At 32.9% G+C, this 25,741-nt stretch carries 20 protein-coding genes; 17 read left to right on the forward strand and 3 right to left on the reverse strand.

Features of this window, described 5'->3' with window-relative positions; translation table 11 throughout:
* Positions 1-319: 319 nt before the first annotated feature.
* On the reverse strand, positions 320-2,758 hold the full coding sequence (locus NQQ59_RS03470; protein WP_144213655.1) for a TonB-dependent receptor: 2,439 nt from the start codon (positions 2,756-2,758) through the stop codon (positions 320-322).
* Between the two features lie 242 nt (positions 2,759-3,000).
* Here NQQ59_RS03470 and NQQ59_RS03475 point away from each other — a divergent pair, with 242 nt between their 5' ends.
* Together NQQ59_RS03475 and NQQ59_RS03480 are read left to right on the forward strand one after the other, a co-directional pair.
* Positions 3,001-4,278 carry an acetyl-CoA C-acetyltransferase gene (locus tag NQQ59_RS03475; RefSeq protein ID WP_144213657.1) on the forward strand — a complete coding sequence of 426 codons (1,278 nt, stop codon included), beginning with the start codon at positions 3,001-3,003 and terminating at the stop codon, positions 4,276-4,278.
* Positions 4,278-5,003 carry a hypothetical protein gene (locus tag NQQ59_RS03480; protein ID WP_144213659.1) on the forward strand — a complete coding sequence of 242 codons (726 nt, stop codon included), beginning with the start codon at positions 4,278-4,280 and terminating at the stop codon, positions 5,001-5,003. Before NQQ59_RS03475 ends, NQQ59_RS03480 begins: the two co-directional genes overlap by 1 nt.
* Positions 5,004-5,055: 52 nt before the next feature.
* On the opposite strand, the gene NQQ59_RS03485 is transcribed toward NQQ59_RS03480, so the two are convergent.
* Complete coding sequence (locus NQQ59_RS03485; protein WP_144213661.1) at positions 5,056-5,667, reverse strand: FMN-dependent NADH-azoreductase; 612 nt, start codon at positions 5,665-5,667, stop codon at positions 5,056-5,058.
* 109 nt (positions 5,668-5,776) lie between these two features.
* On the opposite strand from NQQ59_RS03485, the gene NQQ59_RS03490 reads away from it, so the two are divergent.
* Positions 5,777-6,157 (forward strand): winged helix-turn-helix transcriptional regulator, encoded by a 381-nt coding sequence (locus NQQ59_RS03490; protein ID WP_144213663.1) that lies wholly within the window; start codon positions 5,777-5,779, stop codon positions 6,155-6,157.
* Between the two features lie 61 nt (positions 6,158-6,218).
* On the opposite strand, the gene NQQ59_RS03495 is transcribed toward NQQ59_RS03490, so the two are convergent.
* Positions 6,219-6,968 carry a 4-hydroxy-tetrahydrodipicolinate reductase gene (locus tag NQQ59_RS03495; RefSeq protein ID WP_144213665.1) on the reverse strand — a complete coding sequence of 250 codons (750 nt, stop codon included), beginning with the start codon at positions 6,966-6,968 and terminating at the stop codon, positions 6,219-6,221.
* Between the two features lie 391 nt (positions 6,969-7,359).
* Here NQQ59_RS03495 and NQQ59_RS03500 point away from each other — a divergent pair, with 391 nt between their 5' ends.
* The 14 genes from NQQ59_RS03500 to NQQ59_RS03565 all read left to right on the forward strand — a co-directional run bounded on the left by NQQ59_RS03500 (position 7,360) and on the right by NQQ59_RS03565 (position 25,740).
* Complete coding sequence (locus NQQ59_RS03500) at positions 7,360-7,794, forward strand: DUF1810 domain-containing protein (protein WP_144213667.1); 435 nt, start codon at positions 7,360-7,362, stop codon at positions 7,792-7,794.
* A 147-nt stretch (positions 7,795-7,941) separates the two neighbouring features.
* On the forward strand, positions 7,942-8,292 hold the full coding sequence (locus tag NQQ59_RS03505; RefSeq protein WP_144213669.1) for a hypothetical protein: 351 nt from the start codon (positions 7,942-7,944) through the stop codon (positions 8,290-8,292).
* A 201-nt stretch (positions 8,293-8,493) separates the two neighbouring features.
* Positions 8,494-9,189 (forward strand): ABC transporter ATP-binding protein, encoded by a 696-nt coding sequence (locus NQQ59_RS03510; RefSeq protein ID WP_144213671.1) that lies wholly within the window; start codon positions 8,494-8,496, stop codon positions 9,187-9,189.
* A 1-nt stretch (position 9,190) separates the two neighbouring features.
* Positions 9,191-11,482 carry a TonB-dependent siderophore receptor gene (locus NQQ59_RS03515; RefSeq protein WP_144213673.1) on the forward strand — a complete coding sequence of 764 codons (2,292 nt, stop codon included), beginning with the start codon at positions 9,191-9,193 and terminating at the stop codon, positions 11,480-11,482.
* A gap of 5 nt (positions 11,483-11,487) precedes the next feature.
* Positions 11,488-12,939, forward strand: a complete 1,452-nt coding sequence (locus tag NQQ59_RS03520; protein ID WP_144213675.1) for an ABC transporter permease — start codon at positions 11,488-11,490, stop codon at positions 12,937-12,939.
* Positions 12,940-12,941: 2 nt separating this feature from the next.
* Positions 12,942-14,291 (forward strand): DUF3526 domain-containing protein, encoded by a 1,350-nt coding sequence (locus NQQ59_RS03525; RefSeq protein ID WP_144213677.1) that lies wholly within the window; start codon positions 12,942-12,944, stop codon positions 14,289-14,291.
* Positions 14,292-14,818: 527 nt separating this feature from the next.
* A complete protein-coding gene (locus tag NQQ59_RS03530) occupies positions 14,819-15,418 on the forward strand; it encodes an RNA polymerase sigma-70 factor (protein WP_144213679.1) in 600 nt (199 codons plus the stop codon).
* A gap of 67 nt (positions 15,419-15,485) precedes the next feature.
* On the forward strand, positions 15,486-16,592 hold the full coding sequence (locus NQQ59_RS03535; protein ID WP_144213681.1) for a FecR family protein: 1,107 nt from the start codon (positions 15,486-15,488) through the stop codon (positions 16,590-16,592).
* A gap of 6 nt (positions 16,593-16,598) precedes the next feature.
* Positions 16,599-19,961 carry a SusC/RagA family TonB-linked outer membrane protein gene (locus tag NQQ59_RS03540; protein ID WP_144221474.1) on the forward strand — a complete coding sequence of 1,121 codons (3,363 nt, stop codon included), beginning with the start codon at positions 16,599-16,601 and terminating at the stop codon, positions 19,959-19,961.
* Between the two features lie 3 nt (positions 19,962-19,964).
* Positions 19,965-21,455, forward strand: coding sequence for a RagB/SusD family nutrient uptake outer membrane protein (locus tag NQQ59_RS03545; protein ID WP_144213683.1), 1,491 nt, complete (start codon positions 19,965-19,967; stop codon positions 21,453-21,455).
* Positions 21,442-22,908 carry a hypothetical protein gene (locus tag NQQ59_RS03550; RefSeq protein ID WP_144213685.1) on the forward strand — a complete coding sequence of 489 codons (1,467 nt, stop codon included), beginning with the start codon at positions 21,442-21,444 and terminating at the stop codon, positions 22,906-22,908. The genes NQQ59_RS03545 and NQQ59_RS03550 overlap by 14 nt, the downstream gene beginning before the upstream one ends.
* A gap of 202 nt (positions 22,909-23,110) precedes the next feature.
* Positions 23,111-24,253 carry a cytochrome-c peroxidase gene (locus tag NQQ59_RS03555; RefSeq protein WP_257698130.1) on the forward strand — a complete coding sequence of 381 codons (1,143 nt, stop codon included), beginning with the start codon at positions 23,111-23,113 and terminating at the stop codon, positions 24,251-24,253.
* Positions 24,254-24,322: 69 nt separating this feature from the next.
* Complete coding sequence (locus NQQ59_RS03560) at positions 24,323-24,868, forward strand: hypothetical protein (RefSeq protein WP_144213687.1); 546 nt, start codon at positions 24,323-24,325, stop codon at positions 24,866-24,868.
* Between the two features lie 221 nt (positions 24,869-25,089).
* On the forward strand, positions 25,090-25,740 hold the full coding sequence (locus NQQ59_RS03565) for a VOC family protein (protein ID WP_144213689.1): 651 nt from the start codon (positions 25,090-25,092) through the stop codon (positions 25,738-25,740).
* Position 25,741: the final 1 nt, after the last annotated feature.

Raw genomic sequence — 25,741 nt, forward strand, 5'->3', positions numbered from 1 at the left:
GCCACAGATTAAAAGATTAGAAAGGATTTTTTATTTAACAATTTAAATAAACTCCAACTCTAGCTGGATAAGAAAATAAGTCAAAAGGCTTTAGCCAAACTTTGTAAGTTTGGCTAAAGCCTTTTTTTTCGACCCTACTTATACCTCCAGTTAAAACTGGAGGCAACTTAAAAGCCTTTTTACCCCTTTGTTACTTTGAACCTTTGTTACTTTGTAACTTTGCATCTTTGCAACTTTGAACCTCAAAAAACAAAAAAGCATCTGCCAAGTCAGATGCTTTTTTTAAAGATTTGTAATTTTTCAACGAAAACAAATCAGTTTAGAATTTGTAGGTAACACCAACTCTAAAGTTTCTTCCAGGTTCAGACTGCCAGTAGTAAGCTTGTAACCACTCGTAGTAAGAACCACTGTATAAGTATTTATCCAGAATATTAAATACGTTTGCTGTAACTTTTACTTTTCCGATTTCATAAGATAAACCTCCGTCTAACTTAAAGTAAGTAGGCAATTTTTCAAGACCATCACCCCATGTATCCGTTTGACGTCCGTCAAGAAAAGTCCCTCCTACAGAAGCACCAAATCCTTTCATTTTACCAGATTGAATAGTATAGTTTAACCAAGCATTTGCAGTATGTTTTGAATACCCAGGAACAACATCACCAACATGAATATCATTAATATCGGAAACACGAGGATCAACTTTAGTTACCACTGACTCTGTAAATGCATAATTTGCAATAAGATTTAGACCATCAAATATTTTTCCTCTTAAATCAAATTCAAACCCTCGAGCTCTTTTCTCACCTAATACAATTTTTGTTGGATTAGCAGGAGTACTTGAAGGATCTGCAGTTAATTCATTTTTCTTAAGAATACTATAGACAGATAAAGTAGTATTCCAAGAACCATCAAACCAATCTTTTTTAAGACCAAATTCAACGTTATTACCTGTTAAAGGCTTTAACTCACCACCATTGCTAACAACTCCAGATTGCGGTGTAAAAGCTTGATCATATAATCCATAAACGGCAAAGTCTTTAGTAACAGAATAACTTGCTCCAAAACGTGGTGTTATGTGACTGTCTTCCTGCGGTTCTTCATAGCTGTTAGTCTGTTTGATCCATGTATATCTTGCTGCAAGTGTTACTCTCAACTTGTTTTCAAAAAAACCAAGTTCATCCTGAATATATCCAGCTGCATATTTTGAACCATAAAGACCACCCGCTCTTTGGCTTAGAGGTGTATCGTGATCAAATTGCGGGAAACCATTTGAAGGCGTTCCGTAATTTGGGTTAAAAATATTAAATGGATCATCAAGCGTATCTAAATCATGAGATTGTCCCCAATCTGCCATATAATCTTTGCTTCCTAAATCTATTCCTCCTAATATTTTATGCGAAACATTTCCTGTATTGAATTTTCCGTTCACAAATATTTGTCCTAAAAACATATTACTATCTGCATCCCAAATACCTACATTTCTAATGATATCACCATCTGCAAGGAATTTATCTGGAACCTTGTCTCCATCGGTATCTATTTCAGACGGCCCAACTAAACTTGGCCAAGAACTATATCCTTGCTGAATATATTTGAAATAAGAAGTCTGAGCAGTCAATTTCCAGTTATCATCAAACTTATGTTCGAATTGTAAATAACCACTATGATCCTGAATATTTGTATCTGGTAAACCAGGCGCCGTCATAGTAAAATCACGTGGCATAGTAGCATAACCGCCAGCCTTTGGTCCAAAAATATAATACGAACCAACTTCTGTCATATTTGCATATTGAAAATTGTATTCAAATGTCAATTTCGTTTTATCATCAACTTGGTATGAAACCACAGGTGCAAGTACATAACGATCGTTGTGCTCAAATGGGCGGTGTGATCTTTTCTTTTGCGCCGCACCATTAAATCTATATAATAATTTTCCTTTTTTATCTAATTTACCATCAAAGTCAACACTTACTCTATAGAAATCATTACTTCCTACTATAGCACTTACCTCACCTTTTGTAACTCCCGTTGGTTTTTTAGTCACTACATTGTACAATCCGCTTGGATCACCGCTTGAAAGCATGAAACCAGCTGGTCCTTTTACAAATTCAATATGATCTACAAAACTCATATCCTCTGTCAATGGTCCCCAGAAAGAAGAAACAACGTTGAAGCCATTTCTAAAAGCCTGAATTTGTGAACCTCTCATTGTAATATTCGTATACAAATCTCCCCAGTGCTCCAAACGAACAGCACCACTCACATTACGAATTACCCCATCACTCATACTTGTAATCTGCTGGTCTTTTAAAGTTTGACCACTCACAATCTGTACGTTTTGAGGAATCTCTAAAACAGGAGTCTGAAGACGCAGTGACATAGAAGGTTTGTCCTGCTTGTATTTATTTTTTTTAATGACAACTTCTTGAAGATCTTCCTGACTTTCGTTTAGTGAGAAGTTTTTTGTGGCAGTTTGTTTTGCCGTGACCACAATATTTGCTTCAACTGGAGCAATACCTACTGCTCGAACAACAATAGTATAGTTACCTGGTTTTACTCTTGTAATTTCATAATATCCAGAAACAGTTGTAACATCAGAATATTTTGTTCCTTTTAGTGTAACAGAAATATTTTCAGCTGCAGTATTACCACTTAAAGAAATTTTTCCCGCCACTTTTCCAAATTCCTGTCCCATCATGGTCATAGAACACAAAAGAAAAGCAAAAAAGCAGATTCCTTTATTAAAAATTATTTTCATTTTGGTTTTGATTTAAAATTGTTGCCCAAAAGTATATTCAAATCTTAACTTATCCAAATTATTTTTATCCATTCTAAATAAATGTAACATTTTATAGCACATCCGTAATAAAACAAAGCGGAACTATACTCTTTTTAAGTTATTTCCTCTTAAATATTAATCTACATTAAGCTTCATAACAAAATCTATTTTTATCTTTATATTCCGAAATCCAAAAACAAATTCACCTAATAAACACTAATATGAAATCTGATACCATAAGAAAAGTAGCCATTGTAGGTTATAACAGAATTCCCTTCGCGAGAGCCAATACGGCTTATTCAAATGTTGGAAACAAAGAAATGATGATTGCTACCTTAAATGGTCTTATTGATAAATATGATTTAAAAGGAAAATTATTAGGTGAAGTCGCTGGTGGTGCGGTAATAAAACACACTTACGACAATAACTTAATTCGTGAATGTGTCATGCAAACCAGTCTAGATCCTGCAACTCCAGCATGTGATTTACAACAAGCATGCGATACAGGAATTGAAAGCGCTATCTATATTGCCAACAAAATTGCCCTTGGTCAAATTGATTGCGGAATTGCTGGCGGCGTAGATTCGATCAGCGATATGCCAATTGCTGTTAGTGAAAAACTTAGAAAAATTTTATTGGAAGCCAGAAATGCAAAATCTCTAGGTGGAAAAATTAAAACATTTCTTAAACTTCGCCCAAAAGATTTGAGCCCGCTGGTTCCTAAAAACGAAGAATCACAAACGGGACTTTCAATGGGAGGACATACCGAAATCACTGCAAAATATTATAAAATTTCCAGAGAAGAACAAGATCAATTTGCTTTAAAGAGTCATTTGAATATGGCAAAAGCTTATGATGAAGGATTTTTTGATGATATGATAACTCCTTTTAACGGATTAGAAAAAGATAATAATCTAAGGAGAGACAGCACAATAGAAAAATTAGCTAAACTAAAACCTGCTTTTGATAAAGTAAACGGAACTTTGACAGCAGGAAATTCTACTCCTTTAACAGATGGGGCATCTTGTATTCTTTTAGCCAGCGAAGAATGGGCAAAAGAACAAGGACTTCCGATTCTGGCTTATATTACGTTTGCAGAAATTGCAGCAATTGAATATGTCAAAAAACAACAAAATCTTTTATTGGCTCCCTTGTTTGCCGCTTCTAGAATGCTAGAAAAAGCAGGATTAAATTTTCAGGATTTTGATTATTATGAAATTCACGAAGCTTTTGCTGCACAGACTTTAGCCTCTTTAAAAATCTGGGAAAGTCCCGAATTAAGCGCCGAAATAGGTTTAAAAAAAGCACTTGGCGCAATTGACCGAAATAAATTAAATGTAAAAGGAAGCAGTTTAGCTGCTGCACACCCATTTGCCGCAACTGGAGGTCGATTAATCGGTGTTATGGCAAAACTGTTGAACGAAAAGGGTTCTGGCAAAGGATTTATCTCGATCTGTGCTGCTGGTGGACAAGGTGTAACTATGATAATCGAAAAATAATGAACGTCATTCAAAAAACATTGTCATCTCTATTTCCAAAGTACAAATCTCGTTTAATTATTGAAGGACAGAAAAAGCTTTTTCATGGTATAATGAATGCTTTGCCTGACCAGTTATCTGATTTAAAAACTCAGGCAAAACTCAATAACTTTGAAGGTTTTAAAAAATTCGATTTACATCCTGATTTCAAATACACTGAAATCTATTATCCAGGAGAAAACTATTTCAAATATAAAATTAGAGGCAAAAACAGTAAAATTTCTGGACTTCGAATATTTTCAAAAGTTAACCAACGATTTGAAGAAGTAGAAATCCTGATTTGGGATAATTTGATTTGGGCATTAAAAATCAATCATTCCAATTATGATTTCAAAGAATTTGACTTTTCTAAGGTTAGAAACAATAGCATTGATATCTCTAATTTTGATTTTCCGCCTCGAAAAATAGATCTTTTTTATGATAGTCTAGATGAAGCCATCCAAGAAAGATTAGATTATAATGAGCTATTTGATGAAGAAATTGACGGAAAGATTTTCTATACCTTCTACGGTCTTGAAGACGGAAATTCTCTTGCTGTTGATGAAGAATTGAATGTGTATTCAATTGCTTACGATACAGATAATATGTTTTTTAAAATGGATATTTCATTTCTTCAAATTCTAGATGATCTTTCTGCAAATCGTTTTGATGAAAAAAAGCATCTTGAAGAAAGATATAAAAACTAAAACATTCAAAAATTCCAGTCATTACAACTGGAATTTTTTGTTTCAATTTTTATTAAAAAGCAAATTCTTCGACTGAAGATAATGCTTTTGGTAATGCATTTGCTGCGAAATCTGGAATTGCAGTTCCTTCTACTCTAAATGTCGTTACATCTGTCATTCCTAAGAAACCTAGAACGGTTCGTAAATAGGATTCTGAAAAATCATAACTTTTGTATGGACCTTCGGAAAATATTGCTCCAGATGCAATCGCTAAATATACTTTTTTGTTCGCTACCAATCCTTTTGGCGATCCGTCAGCGTAACTAAAAGTCTTTCCTGCTCTGGCCACTTGATCGATCCAACCTTTTAAAACAGCTGGAATTCCGAAATTGTACAAAGGAACTCCAATTACAATAGCATCAGAATCCAATAAAGTCTGAATTGCTTCGTCTGAATATTGAAGCGCTGTCTTTTGTTCCTCTGAATGTGCTTCTGCAGGAGTATAAACAGCACTAATATGAGTATTTGTTAAATATGGCAAAGGTGTTTTAGTTAGGTCAAGTGTCTGTACTTCTGTATCAGGTTGTCCTGCTGTCAATTTTGCTACAACTGCGTTAGATAATTGATTACTAAATGAATTTTCTCCATTAGTGCTTGTTATTATTTTTAGAATTTTTTGGCTCATAATTGTATCATTATTTGTTTTACGATACAAACTTATCTACATTTACTATCTCTTTTATAGTACTATCCTTGAGGATAGTGCTATCCTCGAAGATAGTAAAGCAAAAAACATGGAAACAAGCACAGATATTTTAAGCGAAATAGCAGAAAAAGATTGTAAACCAACAGAATGCATGGCAGCACTTCTGCCTGTTAGAGATGCATTGGAAATTTTAAGCGGAAGATGGAAACTTCCCATTTTAATCGCACTTTCTGATCGTCCTAAGCGGTTCAAGGAAATTTCTAAAGACATTAACGGAATTACAGATAAAATGCTGTCTAAAGAATTAAAAGATCTTGAAATCAATAAACTGGTTATTAGAAAAGTGTATGATACTTTTCCACCAACGGTAGAATATTCAAGAACCGAACATAGTAAATCGCTTACTAATGTTATTATGGCTCTAAAAGACTGGGGAACTTTACATCGAAAAGAAATTATAGGGAAATAGCAAAAAAAAGTCGCTAAGTATTTTATAAAACTTAGCGACTTTTTTTGTTTAAAGACCACTCTTAAACCGCAAAATACGGCGTCAAAATATCCTCAAAATTATATAATCCATTTTCTTTCTCTTTTATATTTTCGGCAACAAAAATTACTCCGTTTCCAAAAGCTTCTCTCGAAATCGATTCATGAATTAAACGTACGGTTTGAAATGGAAATCCAAAGATAACTTCATGTTTGCCAACAATTCCTCCTGCTCTCACTACATTAATATTTTCGCTATCGACATCAAGAGCTTCTGCGATTTTTAAAGCTGTTCCAGATGTTCCTTCTTTGGCTTTAAAATGTTCTTCGTTTACTTCAATATCAACCGAAGGCGCTATTTTCTTCAAAAACTTAGCAGCAAACAATAAAAAATTAACTCCCAATGTAATATTGGGCGACCAAAAAACAGTGGTTTTATCAGCAAGTTTCTTTAGTAATTTTAGTTCTTTCTCTTTATAATGTGAGATTGCTGAAATAATCTTTACTTTGTTTTTTGCAGCTGTTTCTCCGTAAGTGTAGATTCCTTCACTTGAAGAAAAATCGATAATCACATCTACAGGATGTTTTTCTAATAATTCTTCTACAGAAGTATGAGAACTTGAATAGATTAAGCCGGGTTCGTCTGATTGCACTCCAAAAAATTCAGGAACAGATCTGTGTTCTAAAACTGTACTTTGTCTTAAAACCCATTCTAAACAGAATTTTTTATTTTCTAATAATATTGAAGCTACTGATTTTCCAGTTTTTCCGAATCCGATTAATCCTATTTTCATAAGCATTTGTTTTTTTAATTGAGCAAAATGACTCGTTAGAATTATTGATATTTAAGTGGTTAATATCAATTGAAATTTTAATTAAAACGACAGTTTTGAAACCGCCTGTTTCGTAAAAATAGGAAAATCATAACAGAATCCCCAATTAAAACTGACTTTTATAACAATAAAAAACGTTCTTAATACGATTTTTTCTATTAAATAAAGATCTAACTTCAAAAAATCAGAAATAATATCTTATAGTTTTAGAGGCTGACTATGTTATTTTTTAAATGTTTCTTTTTTAACTTATTTCATTAAAATTACCATTAAAAAAAGGATTTGATAATATACAAGTAATTCTATTTTTAGTAGTTTTATCACCTGATAGCCCCAAAATATCAATACATAAATGACCTACAACAACAATGAACTGCTTCGTTTTTTAGATGCTCAGAACAAATTGTATTTGACCGCATTGGACGAAATTAAAAATGGTAAAAAAGAATCTCCTTGGATGTGGTTTATTTTTCCGCAAATCAAAGGAATGGGTTCGAGTGATACTTCCAAATTTTACGAAATCAAAAATGCTGACGAAGCCATTGCTTTTCTAGAACATCCAATTCTAGGAAAACATCTTGTCGAAATTACTTCAGAATTAGTCAAAAAGGAAGAAGAAACAGTTAGCAATATTTTCGGAATAAACGATGTTGCAAAACTGCAATCGTGTATGACACTTTTTGCGAGTGTTCAAAATTCCGAACCTATTTTTCAGGAAGTTTTACATAAATATTTTGAAGGATCTTCTGATTTTTATACGCTTCAACTTTTATACAGTAACCTGTGAAGTCGTAGTAAACAAAGGGATTTTTCCTAAATTAAAATATAAAAAATGTTGCATTTATAGTATTTCAAAATAAGATGTCTATATTTGCAACCCTGTTGCGATTATCTGTTTTACTATGAGACATTTAATAAACAGAAATGCCACTAAATGAAAAATAGAATCGTAATTGTAAATTTCTTAGCCGCTTTTGCAGTATTGTTTGCCATGCTGTTTCAAACGGTGCACTCTTACGAACACTTTTTCAAACAACTTTCAGAAAAACCTTGTGAGCATCATAACAGTGCCAATCAAAAGGAAATAACACACAGTCATGAAGTAGATACAAAATGTCATGTTTGTCATTTTGCATTTAGTACTTTTATTCCGAATTCGTTTCAGACTGTAATTTTTCAAAAAGCTCAAATTGAAAGTAAACCGATTTACATTTACACACAATCGGTTTCAACCTTTTTTAAAGGCAGTTTATTCGCTTTAAGGGCACCTCCTGCTCTATTTTAAGTTTTACAACATTTATATTTTAGATGAAAAGAATCTTTTTGCTTTGCTGCGAAGAGCTTTCTCGTAATCATTTTATGTTTCGATTTTAACAGCATAAGTGTCTGTAAATTTTTCAATTTTCATTTCATAAAGAATTTCAACTTATCCAAATAGAGTTCAGAAATTCTTATTCATTCAATATTCAAATCCAAACAAATAATTATGCTTACAGCTGAAAATCTCACCAAAAAATATGGTGATTATACTGCTTTGAACGCTTTAAACTTAACAATCAAAGAAGGCGAAATATTTGCCCTTTTAGGTCAGAATGGCGCTGGAAAAACGACTACCATAAATCTATTTTTAGGTTTTATAGAACCATCCGAAGGCTCTTTAACCATCAACAATATCCCTGTTACTTTAAACGCAAAAACAACTAAAGAATTTGTCGCTTATATTCCAGAAACTGTAATGTTGTACCCGAACTTAACAGGTTTGGAAAACCTTAAATTTTTCTCTTCACTGGCTGGTTTTAAATATTCTAAAGGCGAACTGGTTTATTTTTTAGAGAAAGCAGGTTTACAAACTAAAGCCCACGATCAAAATCTTGGCGGTTATTCTAAAGGAATGCGCCAAAAAGTGGGAATTGCAATTGCGATTGCCAAAAAAGCAAAAGTCCTTTTGTTGGATGAACCTACAAGTGGTTTAGATCCGAAAGCTTCTAATGAATTTTCCCAAATCCTAAAAGAACTTTCTGCAGACGGAACGGCAATTTTAATGGCAACTCACGATATTTTCAGAGCTCGTGAAGTGGCTTCGCATATCGGAATTATGAAACAAGGAAACTTAGTTACGGTAATTGAAGCTTCTAAAATTTCGGCTAATGAGCTAGAAGATTTGTATTTACAAACGGTTTAAAATGAAAAATATATTTTCTTTATTACTTGTAGTAAGTACCTACTCTATTGTCAATGCGCAGCAAAATACAAAAGTCAAAGACAGTATTAGAAAAGATTCTTTAGAATCTAAATTAAATGAATTGCAAACTGTTGAGATTATTGGACGCTCAACGCGAAAATACAATAGCGATTATTCTTTTTCTGCTACTAAAACGGCCACTTTAAATAAAGATATTCCGCAGTCAATTTCGTCTATCACCAAAGAATTGATTGCCGATAAAGGCGCGATTTATGTAGCCGATGTTGTAAAAATGGCAAGTGGCGTTATTCCAGCAAGTTATTACAATCAATATACGATTCGTGGTATTAGTCAAAATGAAGAGGGTCAGATTATAAACGGAATGCGAACAAGACAATATTATTTTTTACAACCGTTAACAAATAATATTGAACGCGTTGAAGTGATAAAAGGACCATCTAGCGCTACGTTTTCTTCTGTTGATCCAGGCGGAAGTATTAATATGGTGACCAAAAAACCGTTGGCAATAGACCGAAAAGAAGTCAGCTTGACGGTTGGAAGTTTCAGTACTTTGCGCGGAACATTGGATTTCACAGGACCTTTGAACGAATCGAAGACACTTTTGTATCGTTTAAACGGAGCGTACCAAGAAGCGAAATCATTTCGAGATTTGGTAAACAATAAGTCGTTTCTGATTTCTCCTTCTTTCAGCTATATTCCGAATGAAAAAACGGCAATCAATACCGAATTGATTTTAAGCGACATGACAGGGGTTCTAGACCGCGGACAGCCAATTTTTGGCGCTGTTGCTGGCAAAACCGATTTGAATAAAACGCCAATCAGTTTAAATTTAGGCGCTTCTGGCGATTATTTTAAATCAAAAGAAATGATTTTTATGACCAATTTAGCGCATAAATTTTCATCAAAAATTGGTTTCAACGCTTCTTACATGAAGCAGACTTGGACAGAAAATCTTCAAGAACATCGCACTACCAATGGTTTTGCGGTTGATATGAACAATCAGCCTGTGACAAGTCTTGCCATGATGCAGTTTGTACAGCGTAAGCAATATTGGGATATTGACAATTTGAGTGCTTATTTTAATTTTGATTTTAAAACAGGACCTCTTAATCATAAACTTTTAACGGGTTACGATTTAAGCAGTTGGAATAAAAATATTGGAGGCGGACAAAATGCTGCTAGAGGTTATTTATTAAATGATGGAACTGTAGCAAGCACTTTTGTTCCTGCAAATGCTTCCAATTATCAAACAATCACAGTAAATGGTATTATTTTGCCAAAACCAAATGTGAATTTCTTTGATTTAAATAATCCTTCCTATGCGCTAAGAAATACGCAAGATTATGTTTTAAATGTTCGTACCGCACTTCCATCGGCGCTTACAACTACAAACGCTGTTTATGTTCAAGATCAAATTCAGTGGGAAAAATTTACTTTTTTATTGGGGTTGAGAAACGAATGGTTTGAAGATATTACGAATTATGAAACAAATAATGAACTAACGGTTAAAAAATCTGCTTTATTGCCAAGAGTTGGAATTACGTACGCGATCAATAATGCTATTAATGTTTATACTACTTACCTAGAAGGTTATCAACCACAATCCAATACCACAACGTTGATGCCTCAAACAGGAAGTTTACCTGGAGGGAGTCTTTTTAAACCTCTTGAAAGTGATTTAAAAGAGTTTGGATTAAAAGCTGTTTTCTTCAATAATACGGTAAGTTTTAATGCCGCAGTTTATGAAATCAATCAACGTAATATTTTAATGAATGCCAATGATCCCGTAAATCCAGATTTATTAGTGACCAGAGGTTCTGAAAGAAGCCGTGGATTTGAATGTGATCTGGCAGGATACATTACTCCAGATTGGCAGATAAATGCTTCTTACAGTTATATTGATGCCGAAATTACAAATGACGCGAACGCTTCATTAATTGGTCAGCGAAAACAGAATACGCCTAAAAACAGCGCTAATCTTTGGACACGCTACAATTTTGCTTCCGATTCGTTTCTGGATGATTTCGGAATTGGTTTAGGAATGCAGTATCAAAGCAGTAAAGTGCCTTGGTTTACAAGAGATTTTACACTTCCTGATTTTACCATTTTTGATGCCGCTCTTTATTACAAACCTAATGGAAGCCAAATGCAGATTGCCGTAAATGCTGGTAATCTTCTTAATAAAACGTATTGGTTGGGCGCGCAGAATTATCTGCGTTTGTTTCCTGGAAGTCCAAGAAATGCCAGCCTTACTGTAACTTATAAATTTTAATTTATATGAAATTATTTCAAACAGAACTCCTTATAGCCAGACATTTTAAACACTCTGTTTTTAAAAATTCGGCAGTTTATATTATTACCCTTTTTATTGGACTTTTACTCTTGTATTCGGCTTTTACAGGTTGGGACAATTACAAAAGTCAGAACGAAACCAGCGAAAAATACCAGCACGAATCGAGAGAAGATTGGTTGAAAAATCCTGATAAGAATCCGCATAGAATGGCGCATTATGGGAATTTTGCTTTTAGAAAAAGTACACCTTTAAGCGTTTTTGAATTCGGAATGGAACCTTTCTTTGGAAATGCTATTTTTCTTGAAGCACACAAACAAAATACAGCCAATTTCTCTGAAGCCGGTTTTTCAAACAGTATGCTTCGTTTTGGCGAAATTAGTATTGCGATGGTTTTACAGATTTTATTGCCACTTTTAATCTTTTTCTTAGGTTTTAATGCAATTGCGTACGAACGTGAAAACGGTACTTTGAAAATTCTTCTAACGCAGGGAATCAATTGGAAACAGCTTTTAATTGGAAAAGCGTTAGGAATTGCCAGCGTTATTATGTTATTATTTATTCCAACAATTCTCGTTTTGGTTTTTGTATGGCTGTTTCTACAAGATTTCAGTATTACAACTGATGAAACGGTCAAAATGCTTTTGTTTATCCTTTTTCATTTGGCTTATCTCCTATTCTTTTGTGTTATTGCCGTTTTGGTTTCTGCGATAAGCAAAACTTCCAAAAAAGCTTTAGTAACACTTATTGGAATTTGGCTGCTGTTTACGATAATTTTACCAAGAACGACGCAGGCAATTGGAGCTTATATTTTTGAAGCACCTTCAAAAATCCAGTTTAACAGCGATATTGAGAAAGATATTCTAAAACAAGGTGACAGCCACAATCCGAATGATCCGCATTATAAAGCAATTAAAGACTCTTTACTGCGTGTTTACAAAGTCGATTCGGTACAGAAACTTCCTTTTAACTATTCCGGTTATATCATGACGGAAGGTGAAAAAATAAGTTCGAGAATTTACAACGAACATTTGGCTTCGCTTTTGAAGATTTATAAAAAACAAAATAGCTTTTCTAAAACAGTTTCTTTTCTGAATCCGTACATCGCCATCAAAAATTTATCTATGGGATTATCTAATACAGATTATGAATCGTATATCGATTTCCAGAAACAAGCCGAAGATTATCGTTATGCAATGGCACAGAAAATGAATGCGTTGCAGATTAAATACATCAGCAATAAAAAACCTGGGCCAAATGACAAACCTTTGACAATTGGTAAAGAACATTGGGCTGATGTTGAAGAATTTCATTATGAGCCCAAAGAAATTGGAACGGTTCTTAAAAACGAAATCATCTCCATTATTTCGATTGTATTGTGGATTGCAGTGCTTTTGATTTTAATTAGAATCGCCTCTCAAAAACTTAAAGCTATTTAATTATGTTAGCATTATTATTCAAAAATTTTATTCGGTCAAAAGGGACCAAAATAGGCTTGCTTTTCTTGCTTTGCATTGGTTTTATAAGTCTTTTAATTGGAAAACAATTTCAAGACAAACAACAAAATAGTATTCAGGAAGCTTCTATTTATCAAAAGGAACATATTGCCAGAAATGCTAAGTATCATAAAGACGAAATTGGACTTTTATTGTATTACATCAAATTTTCTTTAGTCAATAATACATTACCTCTAAACAGTTTAGCGATTGGACAGCGTGATGTTAATCCGTCGATTCAAAATGTTACGATTCGTGGTTTAGAAGGTCAGAAATACGATTCGGAACTCAATAATCCGAATAATTTATTGGCAGGAAATATTGATTTTAGTTTTGTGCTTATTTATCTTTTCCCGCTTCTAATTATTACTTTTTCATACAATATCATTTCTGAAGAAAAAGAAAGCGGCACTTGGAAAATTGTGGCAACGCAAAGTCAAAACACTTTCAAATACATTCTTCAACTATTTTATGTAAGGATTCTGAGTTTAATTGCTTTGCTTACGATTCTACTTTTTACAGCAGTTTTATTTTTAAATATTCCGTTAGATCAATCGTTTTTTGTTTTCTACGGAATTGGAATTCTTTATATTTTATTTTGGTTTGCGGTTTGTTTCTTTATTGTTTCGCTGCAAAAGCATTCTAATTTTAATGCCGTAATATTATTAACCATTTGGCTGTTTTTAATTATTATTGTTCCTGCTGGAATCAATGCTTTTATTGTGAATAAATACAAAGTTCCTGAAGCTTTAGAACTGACTTTACAGCAACGAAATGCGTATCATGAAAAGTGGGATATGGATAAAAATGAGACTTTAGAAAAGTTTTTTAAACATTATCCGCAGTTTAGCAAATACAAAACGGCTGAGGGCAAAGATTTTAGCTGGTTATGGTATTTTGCGATGCAACAAATGGGTGACGACGAATCGGCTTTGCAATCGAAAGAATTAGAAGCAAAACTGGAACAGCGAAATCGCGCTGGCGAACTTATTGCACAATTTATTCCAACGCTTCATACGCAGATTCAACTCAACGAAATTGCAAAATCTGATTTGCGAAACCAGCTTCTTTTCTTAAAAGAAACCACACAATTTCATGAAAAACTTCGTCTGCATTTTTATCCAAAAATATTTGAAAATGCACCAGTTGATCAGCAAAAATGGGAAGATTTTAAAGTAGAAACTTTTAAAGATGCAACTACAATTAGTTTTGGAAAAGCCTTTTTACCTTTATTGCTTTTCATTTTATTGTTGATTGGTTTTGGATGGCGTAATTTTAATCGTAACGTTATTTAACCGCAAGGAACGCAGAGATTTTTTCGCAGAGTTCGCGAAGTTTTTTTAGCTTTTTGAGAATGCTTTTTTAAAGCGAAGATCGCAGAGTTGTTTTGTATAATTATTTTAAACATAGCCCAAGGTTTCAACCTTGGGATCTATATTGTGTTAAATTCATTGCGTACCCAAGGTTGAAACCTTGGGCTATATTTTACAAAGAGTTCGCAAAGTTTATTCGTTAAGCTTTGCGGACTTTTTTTATTCTCATTTCTTAGATTATTAAATTGAATATTTGCGTTCTTTGCGTTAAAAAAACTTTGCGTCCTTTGCGTTAAAAATCTTTGCGAACTTTACGTAACCTTTGTGTCTTTGCGGTTAAAAAAAAACACCAAACCCAACCTTTTCTGAATAAAATTTCTTCAAACAATCAATAATTTTATTTTATTTAGAATTAATATAAATAAACTTTTATATTTGCCGCTTTCTTAGCAAACACGAGTATAATTTAAAATTTACTTAATATTGCTTTCCCAAGTAAATTTTGATTAATGAATAATAATGATAGTTTCGAATTAAACACTTTCCAGTCCTTTAAGGAAGGAAACGAAACTGCCTATACTTTTTTTTACGATAAATACTTTAGGAGAATCCAATCTTTCAGCGTTCAGTTTATTTATGATCAGGACGAAGCTGAAAATCTTGCTCAAGAAGCCTTACTACACTTATGGCAAAATAAAGAGAGTGTTGAATCTATTAACGGAATTCAAGCTTTCTTATTTACCTACGCCAAATCAAAATGTCTGAATTTAATTCGCCACAATAAAGTGAAGGATAAATTCAAGAATGACCTGCTTAACCACAAAGAAAGAGAATTGGATATCGAAGTTTTAAATTCGATTCAGTTCGACACATTAGAATTAACAGAATTGGAGCGTATTATTCAGGAATCAATTAACGAATTACCGCCCAAAACTCGCGAAGTTTTTATAAAAAAACGCTTTGAGAATAAAAAAAATGCAGAAATAGCCGAAGAAATGGAAGTGACATTAAAAGCCGTAGAAGCCCATATGACAAAGGCTTTGAAGATTTTAAAGACCAAATTATCGGATTATTTGTTCTTAATTTTTATCCTTATTTATAATAATTAAGAATAAAAGGTAGGGTATTTTAATTCTGAAGTGTACTTACAATAGCGAGAAGTTTAAAAACGCATTTATGACATCGGAACTAATTTATAAATACTTATCTAATGAAGCTTTAGAACAAGAAGTTCAACAACTTTTTGATTGGATTGAGGCATCAGAAGAAAATAAAAAGCAATTTATAACTTTAAAAAAGACTTGGACTTTAACCGCATTTACAGAAACAATTTCACGTGATACTCCTGTAATTGCACTTAAACCAAAAAACAATTCAAGAAAGTATTTTAGATACGCGGCCATTCTTGTGGTTTTAATTGGTTTAACAAGACTTGTTTTTTATTTTAATGAAAGAACGACAGCTTCTAAAGAAATTGTTCTAGAATTAGGCGATGGAAGTTTAGAATATTTTTCACATAAAAATGAGAATTCTTTAATTAATGACAAAGGTGAGCTTGTTGCCAGAAAATTTTCTGACCGAATTATCTATTTTGGAAAAGTTCTCGACAAAGAAGTTTCTTATCACACGCTTACAGTTCCGTATGGTAAAACATTCAAACTTAAACTTTCAGACGGTACCCTTGTGAGTTTAAATTCGGGAACCACTTTACGATATCCGGAACAGTTTGGAATTAACGGAAAAAGAAATGTTTATTTAACCGGTGAAGCATTTTTTGAAGTTGCTAAAGATAAACAGCATCCGTTTATTGTGCATTCTGATCAAGTAGATATTGAAGTTCTAGGAACAAAATTTAACGTAAGCGCCTATCCTGAAGACAAAACCGTGAGCAGTGTTTTGGTTGAAGGAAGCATTCAAATCTCTGAAAAAGAGAATCCTTTAAATGCTGTTCTGCTTAAGCCAACCCAAATGGCTGTTTGGCAGAGTGAATCTAAGAAAATCGTAACAAAAACAGTTGATACTGCTTTTTACGAAAGCTGGGTTCATGGCGAAATCGCATTTAACAATACCCCATTTTCTACAATTGCAAAAATTATTGAACGTACCTACGACGTTGAGATCATCAACGAAAATAATGTTTTGGCCAAACAGAATTTTACAGGTTCAATAAAAATTAGTGAGTCAAGTGTCGAAAACATTTTAGAGCTTCTAAAACGTGATACGCCATTTAATTATTCTATTAAACAAAATACAATTACAATTACACCAATTTTCCATAACTAAATAAACATGACATTCACGATACCACCCGTTTTAAGAAAAATTCTGTTTTTCTTAGCCATACTTATATCTGGTTTTAAAGGATTTTCGCAGAATAAATTAATAACGATACATGCCAAAAACAAACCTATTAACCTAATTATCAAATCTATTGAAGATCAAACAGATTTTAGAATCATTTATAATGCAAAAAAAATAGATGCTGATCAATTAGCCGATTTAGATGTAACGAATGCAACTTTAGAAACTGCTTTAAAGAAGCTTTTAAAGGATACTAATATTTCATATTATATTCAGAAAAAGCAAGTTTTATTGACAAATGCTACTCCTGTTGACAGATCTGATTCTGGTGTTCCTGAAACAGATCGAATTATTAAAGGAACTGTTTACAGTGCAAAAGACAGACAGCCTCTTCCTGGTGCAACTATACGTATTAGTGGAACTGGAATGGGCGCTATAACTGATGCAAACGGAAAATTTGCTTACGAATTAAAAGGTAATAATATTAAAGATCAGATTCTTGAAGTTGGTTATCTAGGAATGGAAACCCAATCGCAAACAGCGGGCTACAAAAAAGATTTTGTTTTTTACCTAAAAGAAGTTACCGACGAATTGGATCAGGTTGTGATCACTTCTTCTTATGGAACTACAAAACTAAAAGAAGAAGTCGTAGGAAGTATTTCTACTTTAAGAGCAAAAGATATTCCAGTACAACAGGCTTCTGAAAGTATTGATAAAATGGTTGAAGGACAAATTGCTGGTGTTTTAGTTGAAAACACTTCTGGTGTTGGAACTCCTGTTAAAATAAATATACGTGGTCAGGGAACGTTAAAATCCTTAAATGGAAGTCTTTTAGGAACTTCAACACAGCCGTTAATTATTGTTGATGGTGTGATTATGAATGAACAAAAAGGTATTGACACCGCAAACTTTGAAGCGACTGGAGGTCTTGGAGAAAGTTTATCCAATCCGTTAGCTTTTCTTTCTCCTGATAATATAGATTCTTTTACAGTTCTAAAAGATGCCGCTGCTGTTGGTATTTATGGAGCTGATGGAGCAAATGGAGTAATCTTAATTACTACTAAAAAAGGTACTCAGGGAAAAGCAAAATTTCAATTCTCAAATCAGTTAGGAGTATCTACGGCAATTAATCAAATTAAATATTTGAACGGACAACAATACACTGAATTAAACAATGCCTATAACACAAATGTAAGCTCAAGCTATAATCCAGTAGCTTATAACGGAATCAATACGGATTGGTTCGATCTTTTAAACAATTCTGGAATTTACAATAAATATAATTTTGCTGTTTCTGGAGGAACTTCGAAAATTACCTATCGTACCAACATTACGTATCTAAATATTGATGAACCTCAATTAGGAAACACAACGAAACAATTAAACGGAGGAGTTAATATTGGTTATAAACAAGCGAAATGGAATGTGAATCTGTCTTTTAATCCAAGTTACATAAAAAAAGATGCTCCAAATATTTATTATGATTTTGCTTATCTGCCAACTATTTCTCCATATAATGCAGATGGAACTTATTCTAAAATTGGTTTAATAGGTTCAACAGGAGGAAATCCATTAGCAGCTATTGAACAAAATAAAAACATAACCGAATCTAAAGCGCTTCTTACAAGTTTAAATGTTGGTTATGAATTGAATAAAAACATCAAATTCGCCACTTTATTCGGATTAGATTATTTGGATAAAGTACAGGATCGTTATTTCTCTGGTGAAAATGAAAGCGGACAAAACAATGGAAGTTTTATTCTCAACGGAATCACTTATCCAAACTGGGGACGACGCTTATTCAACAAAAGAAATGGAACTAAATGGAACTGGCAGGGACAAATGCTCTTTAACAAAGAAATCAATAAAAACCATGCTATTGATGGTGTTTTAGGTTTTGAACTTGGAGAAGAAAAAAACAACTTTGATTTTATGTCCGGAACTGGATTTACAAATCCGAATATCGTAAATGATATTGCAAATGCGACACAGGATGATGACCTTTCAACTCCTAATGTAGATGAATCTAAAACAAAACAATCTTACAGAAGTGAAATCAATAATAATTCAAGAGTTTCATTATTTGGACAAGTAAATTACAATTATAAGAAAAAATACTTTGTCTTAGCTAACTTAAGACGTGACGAAAGTTCTGTTTTTGGAGACGATACCAATGTAGCTTTAAACAGCGGTGCTGGTTTAGCATGGATTATTTCTAATGAAGACTTCTTAAACAATTCTTCTTGGATTGACTTCTTAAAACTTAAGGTAAGTTACGGTTCTACAGGAAATTCAAGAATTGGTTCTTACCGTGCCAAAGGACTATACAATGTTTCACAAAACGGTTATAACGGAGCTCCTTATGCAACACCGAACACGTCTCCAAATGGAAACTTAAGCTGGGAAAAAAACAAAAAATTTAATGCAGGAGTAGATTTCAATATCTTCAATTCAATTGCATTGACATTAGAATATTACTATGATAATCTTAGTGATTTAATTACAAGTCGTGATATCCCAACTGAAACAGGTTATCCAAATATGCAATTGAACGCCGCTAGTATGTACAATAAAGGTTTTGAATTGACAACAAGAATTAAATGGTTTCAAAAAGGAAAATTCAAATGGACTTCTACAGTAAATATTTCAACCGTTGACAATAAAGTAACAGATTTAGTTGGTTTAGGAAGTGATTATTCTTTAGCAAATTTAGCTCTTGCTCAAAAAATTGGCTATAGTACAACTACAATTTGGGGAGTAAAATGGGCTGGAGTCGATCCTGCTACAGGGCGTGATTTAATTCGAAAAGATGGTCAGATTTATGATGCCCAAACCTGGAAAAGTTTATTTAATGAAACAGATTGGGAGCCAATTGGAGATACACAACCAAAAGCATTTGGAGGTTTCAGTAATAGTTTTTCTTTCAACAACCGTTTTACTTTGTCTTTTACAGGAGCATTCCAATGGGGAGGCGATAAGTTAATTTCTGATGAGATCGTATCAAAATACAGTATATTATCAAATAGAAACATGTCTGTTAATGCTTATGATTACTGGAGGAACCAAGGAGACATTGTTTCGCAACCTGCTCCAAGCAGAAATACTTTACTGCCTAACTTGAGTAAATATGTTTACGATGCAACTTATATTAAATTAAGTAACATTAATCTAAGCTATAACGTACCAATCAAAAACACTTTTCTAGATACCTTAATAATATTCGCTGATGTTTCTAATGCATTTTACTGGTATAAAGAAAAGAGTCCGTCTGGTATGAATGGCATTAGAGAATTCAGTTTCAATTACCCGCAATCACGAACAATTTCATGCGGAATTAATACAACATTTTAAAAAATGAAAAATTTTAAACATACTATTACCGCAAAATTCACATTCCTACTCGCCTCTGTCTTTTTAATGCAGAGCTGCAGTGATTTTTTGGAACAAGAACCGGGCACAAAGGTTTCTATCACAGAACAATTAGAAAATAAAGAAGGGGTACTTCAAGCAATGTCGGGAGTTTACATGGAACTTGAAGAACTTTCACGATTTGCTCCTTATGCAACATACGCCGATTTACAGGGAGGAAATATCAAATTTACGCCAACAATTGGAACGAGTACTTCCAGTACAAATAGAGGTGTCATTTCTATTAGAGACAATACCATTGGAATTTATTCTTTTGATGACAAGGCCGAAGCATCAAATTTGGCTTCATTTTACGGAAATAGTTATGATGTAATTAACCAAACTAATTTGGTATTAGAATTTACCGATGCATTGCCAGATGCTACAGATGAAGAGAAAAAACAAATCAAAGCAGAAGCCTTAACCATTAGAGCTTACACACACTTTTTATTGAGTCAAGTTTATTCACAAAACTATGGCTTTACAGCGGATGCTTCTCACCTTGGAATTGTTTACAATAAGAAATCTACAAATGATAAACTTACATATCCTTCTAGAGAAACAGTTGCTAATACCTATAATTTTATTATTGATGACATTAAAACTGCTTTAGATTTATATTCTAATACAACTTTAATAAGTGGACCTACTTATTCTTATTTTAACAAAACAAATACAAAAGCCTTATTAGCAAGAGTTTATCTGTACAAAAAAGATTGGAAAAACGCCTACGATACTGCAAATGATGTTATTACAAATTCGGGCGTAACCTTGACTGCATCAGATAATTATATTGCGCAATGGGAACAGCCTGATCTACCTATTTCAGAAATTTTATTAGAATTCTCGGTTAAAAGAAATGATGCAGGAGACGCAAGCGTTACTATGGCTTCTGCATACGGATATACTACTAATTCAAACTACGGTTATTATTCTGCATCAAATGATTTGATAGATTTATATGAAAGTAATGATATTAGAAAACAGTTGTTTTTAACCAAACCAATTGAAACAGTGGTCAATCTGGGATTTGTTACGCTAAATTATAACTTTACTAAGAAATTTCAGGATAATCCGGGTTATGTCGCTTTTAGATTAAGTGAACAATATTTAATTCGTGCCGAAGCAGCTATTGGTTTAAACAATTCAGATCAGGCAAGAACAGACATCAACACTATCAGAGCTCGTGCAAAAGCTACTTTATTAACAGATAACAATAATATTTTGGAAGCATTGCTTTTAGAGCGCAGAAAAGAGCTTTGTTTTGAAGGACATTTGTTTTTTGATATGGCAAGAAACCAAAAAGATGTTTCTAGAAATGATGGCTGTATTTCATCTTCTTGTAGCTTGACTTACCCATCACCAAAATACATCTTGCCAATACCTCGTAGTAATACCAACTTAAATTCAAATTTAAAACAAAATGAATCTTACTAAAATTATATCCACAATAAGTCTAGTTGTAATCGTATTTTCGTCTTGTTCTAAAGATGATTACAGATTTGAATCCAAAAATATTGATCCATTTGTCCGATTTAATTTCATCACAAATAATGGTGTTCCATTAGAATATCCTGCTGTTAATACAACTGCCTTAGCGCTGGCAGAATTCGAAAATAAATCTGTCAAAGTTTTAAAGGTTCCTGTTACCTTAACTTCTGCAACTTTAAAAAGTCCAGTTAAAGCAACTTTTAGTACAACTACATCTGGAAGTCTTGATACTTTTACTGTACAGCCTGAAACAGAATTACTTTTTCAAGGCAATAAACTAACAGACACTATTTTTGTTTCTTTCGATCAAAGATGGAAAGATAAACAATCTATAACATTAAAATTGGAAAACACTTCCGATCCGGATATTCATATTGGAAATCTGAATAATGCTTCACCAAACAACATTTTTACTATTAATCTGGGTGACGTTATTACAAATTACACATTTCCAGTTACTCAATATCTTGTTAAAGGTGAAGTAGGAGAAAAAATTGATTTTAAAGTAAATTTCCCTAACGGATTTATTCCATCTGAGATAGAAAGTAATCCCATTTTTAAATTTCAAAATGGTTTTGAATACTCTTTAACGCATGATGATTATGGAAATAACAGAAGTTCAATACTATATCATTTAACACTTCTAGAAGATTTACAAAATGATGATGCTCGTTACGAAAGTAAAATTACTTTAGTAAATACTCCAAATTATGTAGCTTCAGGAAATATCAGTTTAACTGTTGTAAAACCAATAAAAACGCCTAGAGATGTTCAGGCTTATCCAGCATCTAAATTTACGGATCCTACAAACGCCTTTTACTTAACTTATGGAGAACATTGGTTTAACAACAATGGTAATTGTACATGGCAGACTTTTAACGCTTTAACTTTTCCCGTTATTGTAACAAAAGATGATCCGAATGCGATACTTTACAGTGACAAAGGAACCTCAAACCCAAATGATGATGTATATCACGATGCATTTAAAATCGGATTTAATGTTGCAACTGGAACAAATACGGTCAATTCTTTTGGTCTAAAAAGATGGTTTTCTAATGAAAGCAACTCTGCTGCAATCTCTCCAGGCTTTAATATTACCTCAGCTTTGGAATTTTTCCCAGCAAATGGAAATAGTAAAACAGAAGGAACTGTACTTGTAATTCCACAAGAAATTACAATTGGATCTAGTGCTACAAATACCTATCAAATTGCTATTTCTGGAGAAGGAACATACAAAGAAATCAGCAACGGTTTATTTGAAATTTCATTTGAATTAAAATTAACAAACGACAAACTGTTTGGAGGAACAGTTTCGACGCAATACAGAATGTACAACAATAGAACGTATCCAAAACCGGCCGCTTTAAGCATTGCGTGTCCAAAAGAAGTTACGCTTTAATTTAGTATTCAGTCGCAGTTGACAGTCGCAGCGATATTCTTGCGCATTAGCTTTGTCAAAGTTTAAAACTTTGACAAAGCTTTTGGCGTAAAAAAAAGTTTCAGGTTTCAGGTTTCAGGTTTCAAGTTTTAGATTACACGTTCCCACAACTTGAAACCTGAAAATTGAAACAAATCAAAAAAAAAAACAAAAAAACAAAGCATTGAAAAAACTAATCTTCCCACTCTTATTCCTGCTGGGCTTAACGGCTTACAAAAGTGCAGAAGGTCCTGATTATACTGATATTCAGGAATTACGAAAATTGTATTCCAGCGGCGATTCTTCTAAATGGCCTGCTGCAGCATTACATGAAAATATTGATAAATCTAAATTTCAGGATATTGGAGTACTTCCTGCCGTTCCTTATCCAGCATACAATACGTATTCTAAGGAAAAAGAAAGTTTGGGAAAGATTCTATTCTTTGATCCAAGATTATCGCGAAGCGGACAAATTGCCTGTGCTTCTTGTCACAATCCTGAATTAGGATGGACAGATAATTTAACTCGTTCATTTGGTCACGATCGCCAGACTGGAAAACGCAATTCGATGACGATTCTGAATTCAGCTTATGCCACTTCCTTATTTTGGGATGGACGTGCTTCTAGTTTAGAAGATCAGGCTCAGTTTCCTGTTCAAGATCCTTTAGAAATGAATGAAAAATTGACAATTGCTGTGGATAAAATCGCGAAAATAAAAGGCTACAATTCCTTGTTTACTGCCGCTTTTGGAGACAAAAAAGTGACTTTAGAACGAATTCAATATGCCATTGCTACTTTCGAAAGATCAATCAATAGTCCGAAAAGCAAATTTGACCAGTTTGTAAGTGGAAAATCAGACATTTATAACGATCAACAAGTAAAAGGAATGCATTTGTTTAGAACAAAAGCACAATGTATCAATTGTCATAATACACCGTATTTCAGCGATAATCAGTTTCATAATGACGGACAGACTTTATTCGGTACAAAAAATGAAGATTTTGGGCGTTATAATGTCACTAAAGATGTAAAAGATATTGGCAAATTCAGAACGCCAACTCTTCGTGAAGTTGCCAACACAAAACCATGGATGCATCACGGCCACTTCCCTACTTTATTGGATGTTGTAGAATTGTACAATTTAGGTAATCCTTCACCTGTTCAGAAAAAATATCTTGGAACAGCAAGAGATTCTCTTATTCCAAAAGTAGATCCAATGTTAAGAAAACTAGATTTAAGCAAAGAAGAAATTGGTGATTTATTAGCGTTCATTGAGACTTTAAGCACACCAACTCGAAGAATTATAATTCCAGAAATGCCAAAATAATAAACTCTAAAATCAATTATTATGAAGTCATTAAGTATTCTAATTATTTCGTTTTTATTTTATAACTCAATGTTTTCTCAAAAAAATATAAATGAAACTGATCGCCAAGATATTAAAATTGATTCTCTTTTAAAGATTGATTTCTTAAGCTATAACTACAAGTATCTGGATAAAGATTTTAAAATAAAGATACCTAAAGATGTTTATGAAAAAACCTTTATCGATTACAAATTTATTCCAGGAAGAATAAAAAATTATAAAGATTCATTAGGAGTAGTTTTAATGGCCGAATTTAAAGATTGGGATGCCGTTAGAATTGCTTCAATAAAAATTGGCTATACTTGGCAAAGAATGGGCTATCATTTGTGGATGAATGAAAATGAAACTCAAGAATTGGCAAAAAAACTTCAAGTTAAAGTGCCTTACAGATTAAAAGAAATGTTTGTAAATAATGATCCTAAAGTTAAATCTGAAATTCAAAACTTAAGAGATAAACTGTTTTTAAAATTAGGCAACGAAAACATCAAAAAAATGTCTCCCAATGATCTACTTAATTATGCTCTTAAAAACAATCCTGAGTTAATCGAAGTATGGAAAAATCAGAATCATCGTTAATCAAACAGATAAACGATTTTTATGTATGAGGTATTTGCAAATTTATCAAGCTCATTTCTTTTTTGAAATGGGCTTTTTTATTGCTAAATACAATTTAAAATAGTAATTTACTATTCTTTCATCGAGGCATAAAATAGCACAGCATTCCTAATACAAATCATCTTTTTTAAATTTGTTTGTAACTCAAAAGAAGCTCTTTCTTTTTTATAAAAAATACCATCATGAGAATAGATCAGATTCAAATCAAAACAAACGATATTCAAAAAACAAAAGCATTTTACCAAAACCTTTTTGGCCTTTTTATTCTGGAAAATGATTCAAAATCAATAACCTTTCAAGCCGGAACTTCTATTTTAAAATTTGTTGAAGATGCTAACTTTAATTCAATCTATCATTTTGCTTTTAATATTCCCGAAAATCAGCTTGAAGAAGCCATTCAGTGGTGCAAAAACAAAGTTGATTTGATTGTTTTAGAAGATAAAAGCGTAGTAACGAATTTCGAAAACTGGAATGCACATTCTATTTATTTCTTTGATCACAACGGAAACTTACTCGAATTCATAGCACGACACGATCTCAATAATGAACAAGTGGGTGAATTCAACTCTGCTTCTATTTTAAACATATGCGAAATCGGAATTGTTACCGAAAATCCATTAGAATTAGGAAATCAATTAGTTGAAGAACACGGACTTCATTTCTTTTCTCAAAATGATAATACAGATAAATTCTCCGCCATTGGAGATCATGAAGGTTTGTTGATTTTGGTACAACCTACAAGAAATTGGTATCCAACTCAAATTCCATCTGAAAGTAATCCTGTGAAAATTACTTTGGAAAATAATGAAAACATAGTTGAATTGGAGTTTTAAT

Source organism: Flavobacterium panacis (genome assembly GCF_024649945.1).
Taxonomy (GTDB): domain Bacteria; phylum Bacteroidota; class Bacteroidia; order Flavobacteriales; family Flavobacteriaceae; genus Flavobacterium; species Flavobacterium panacis.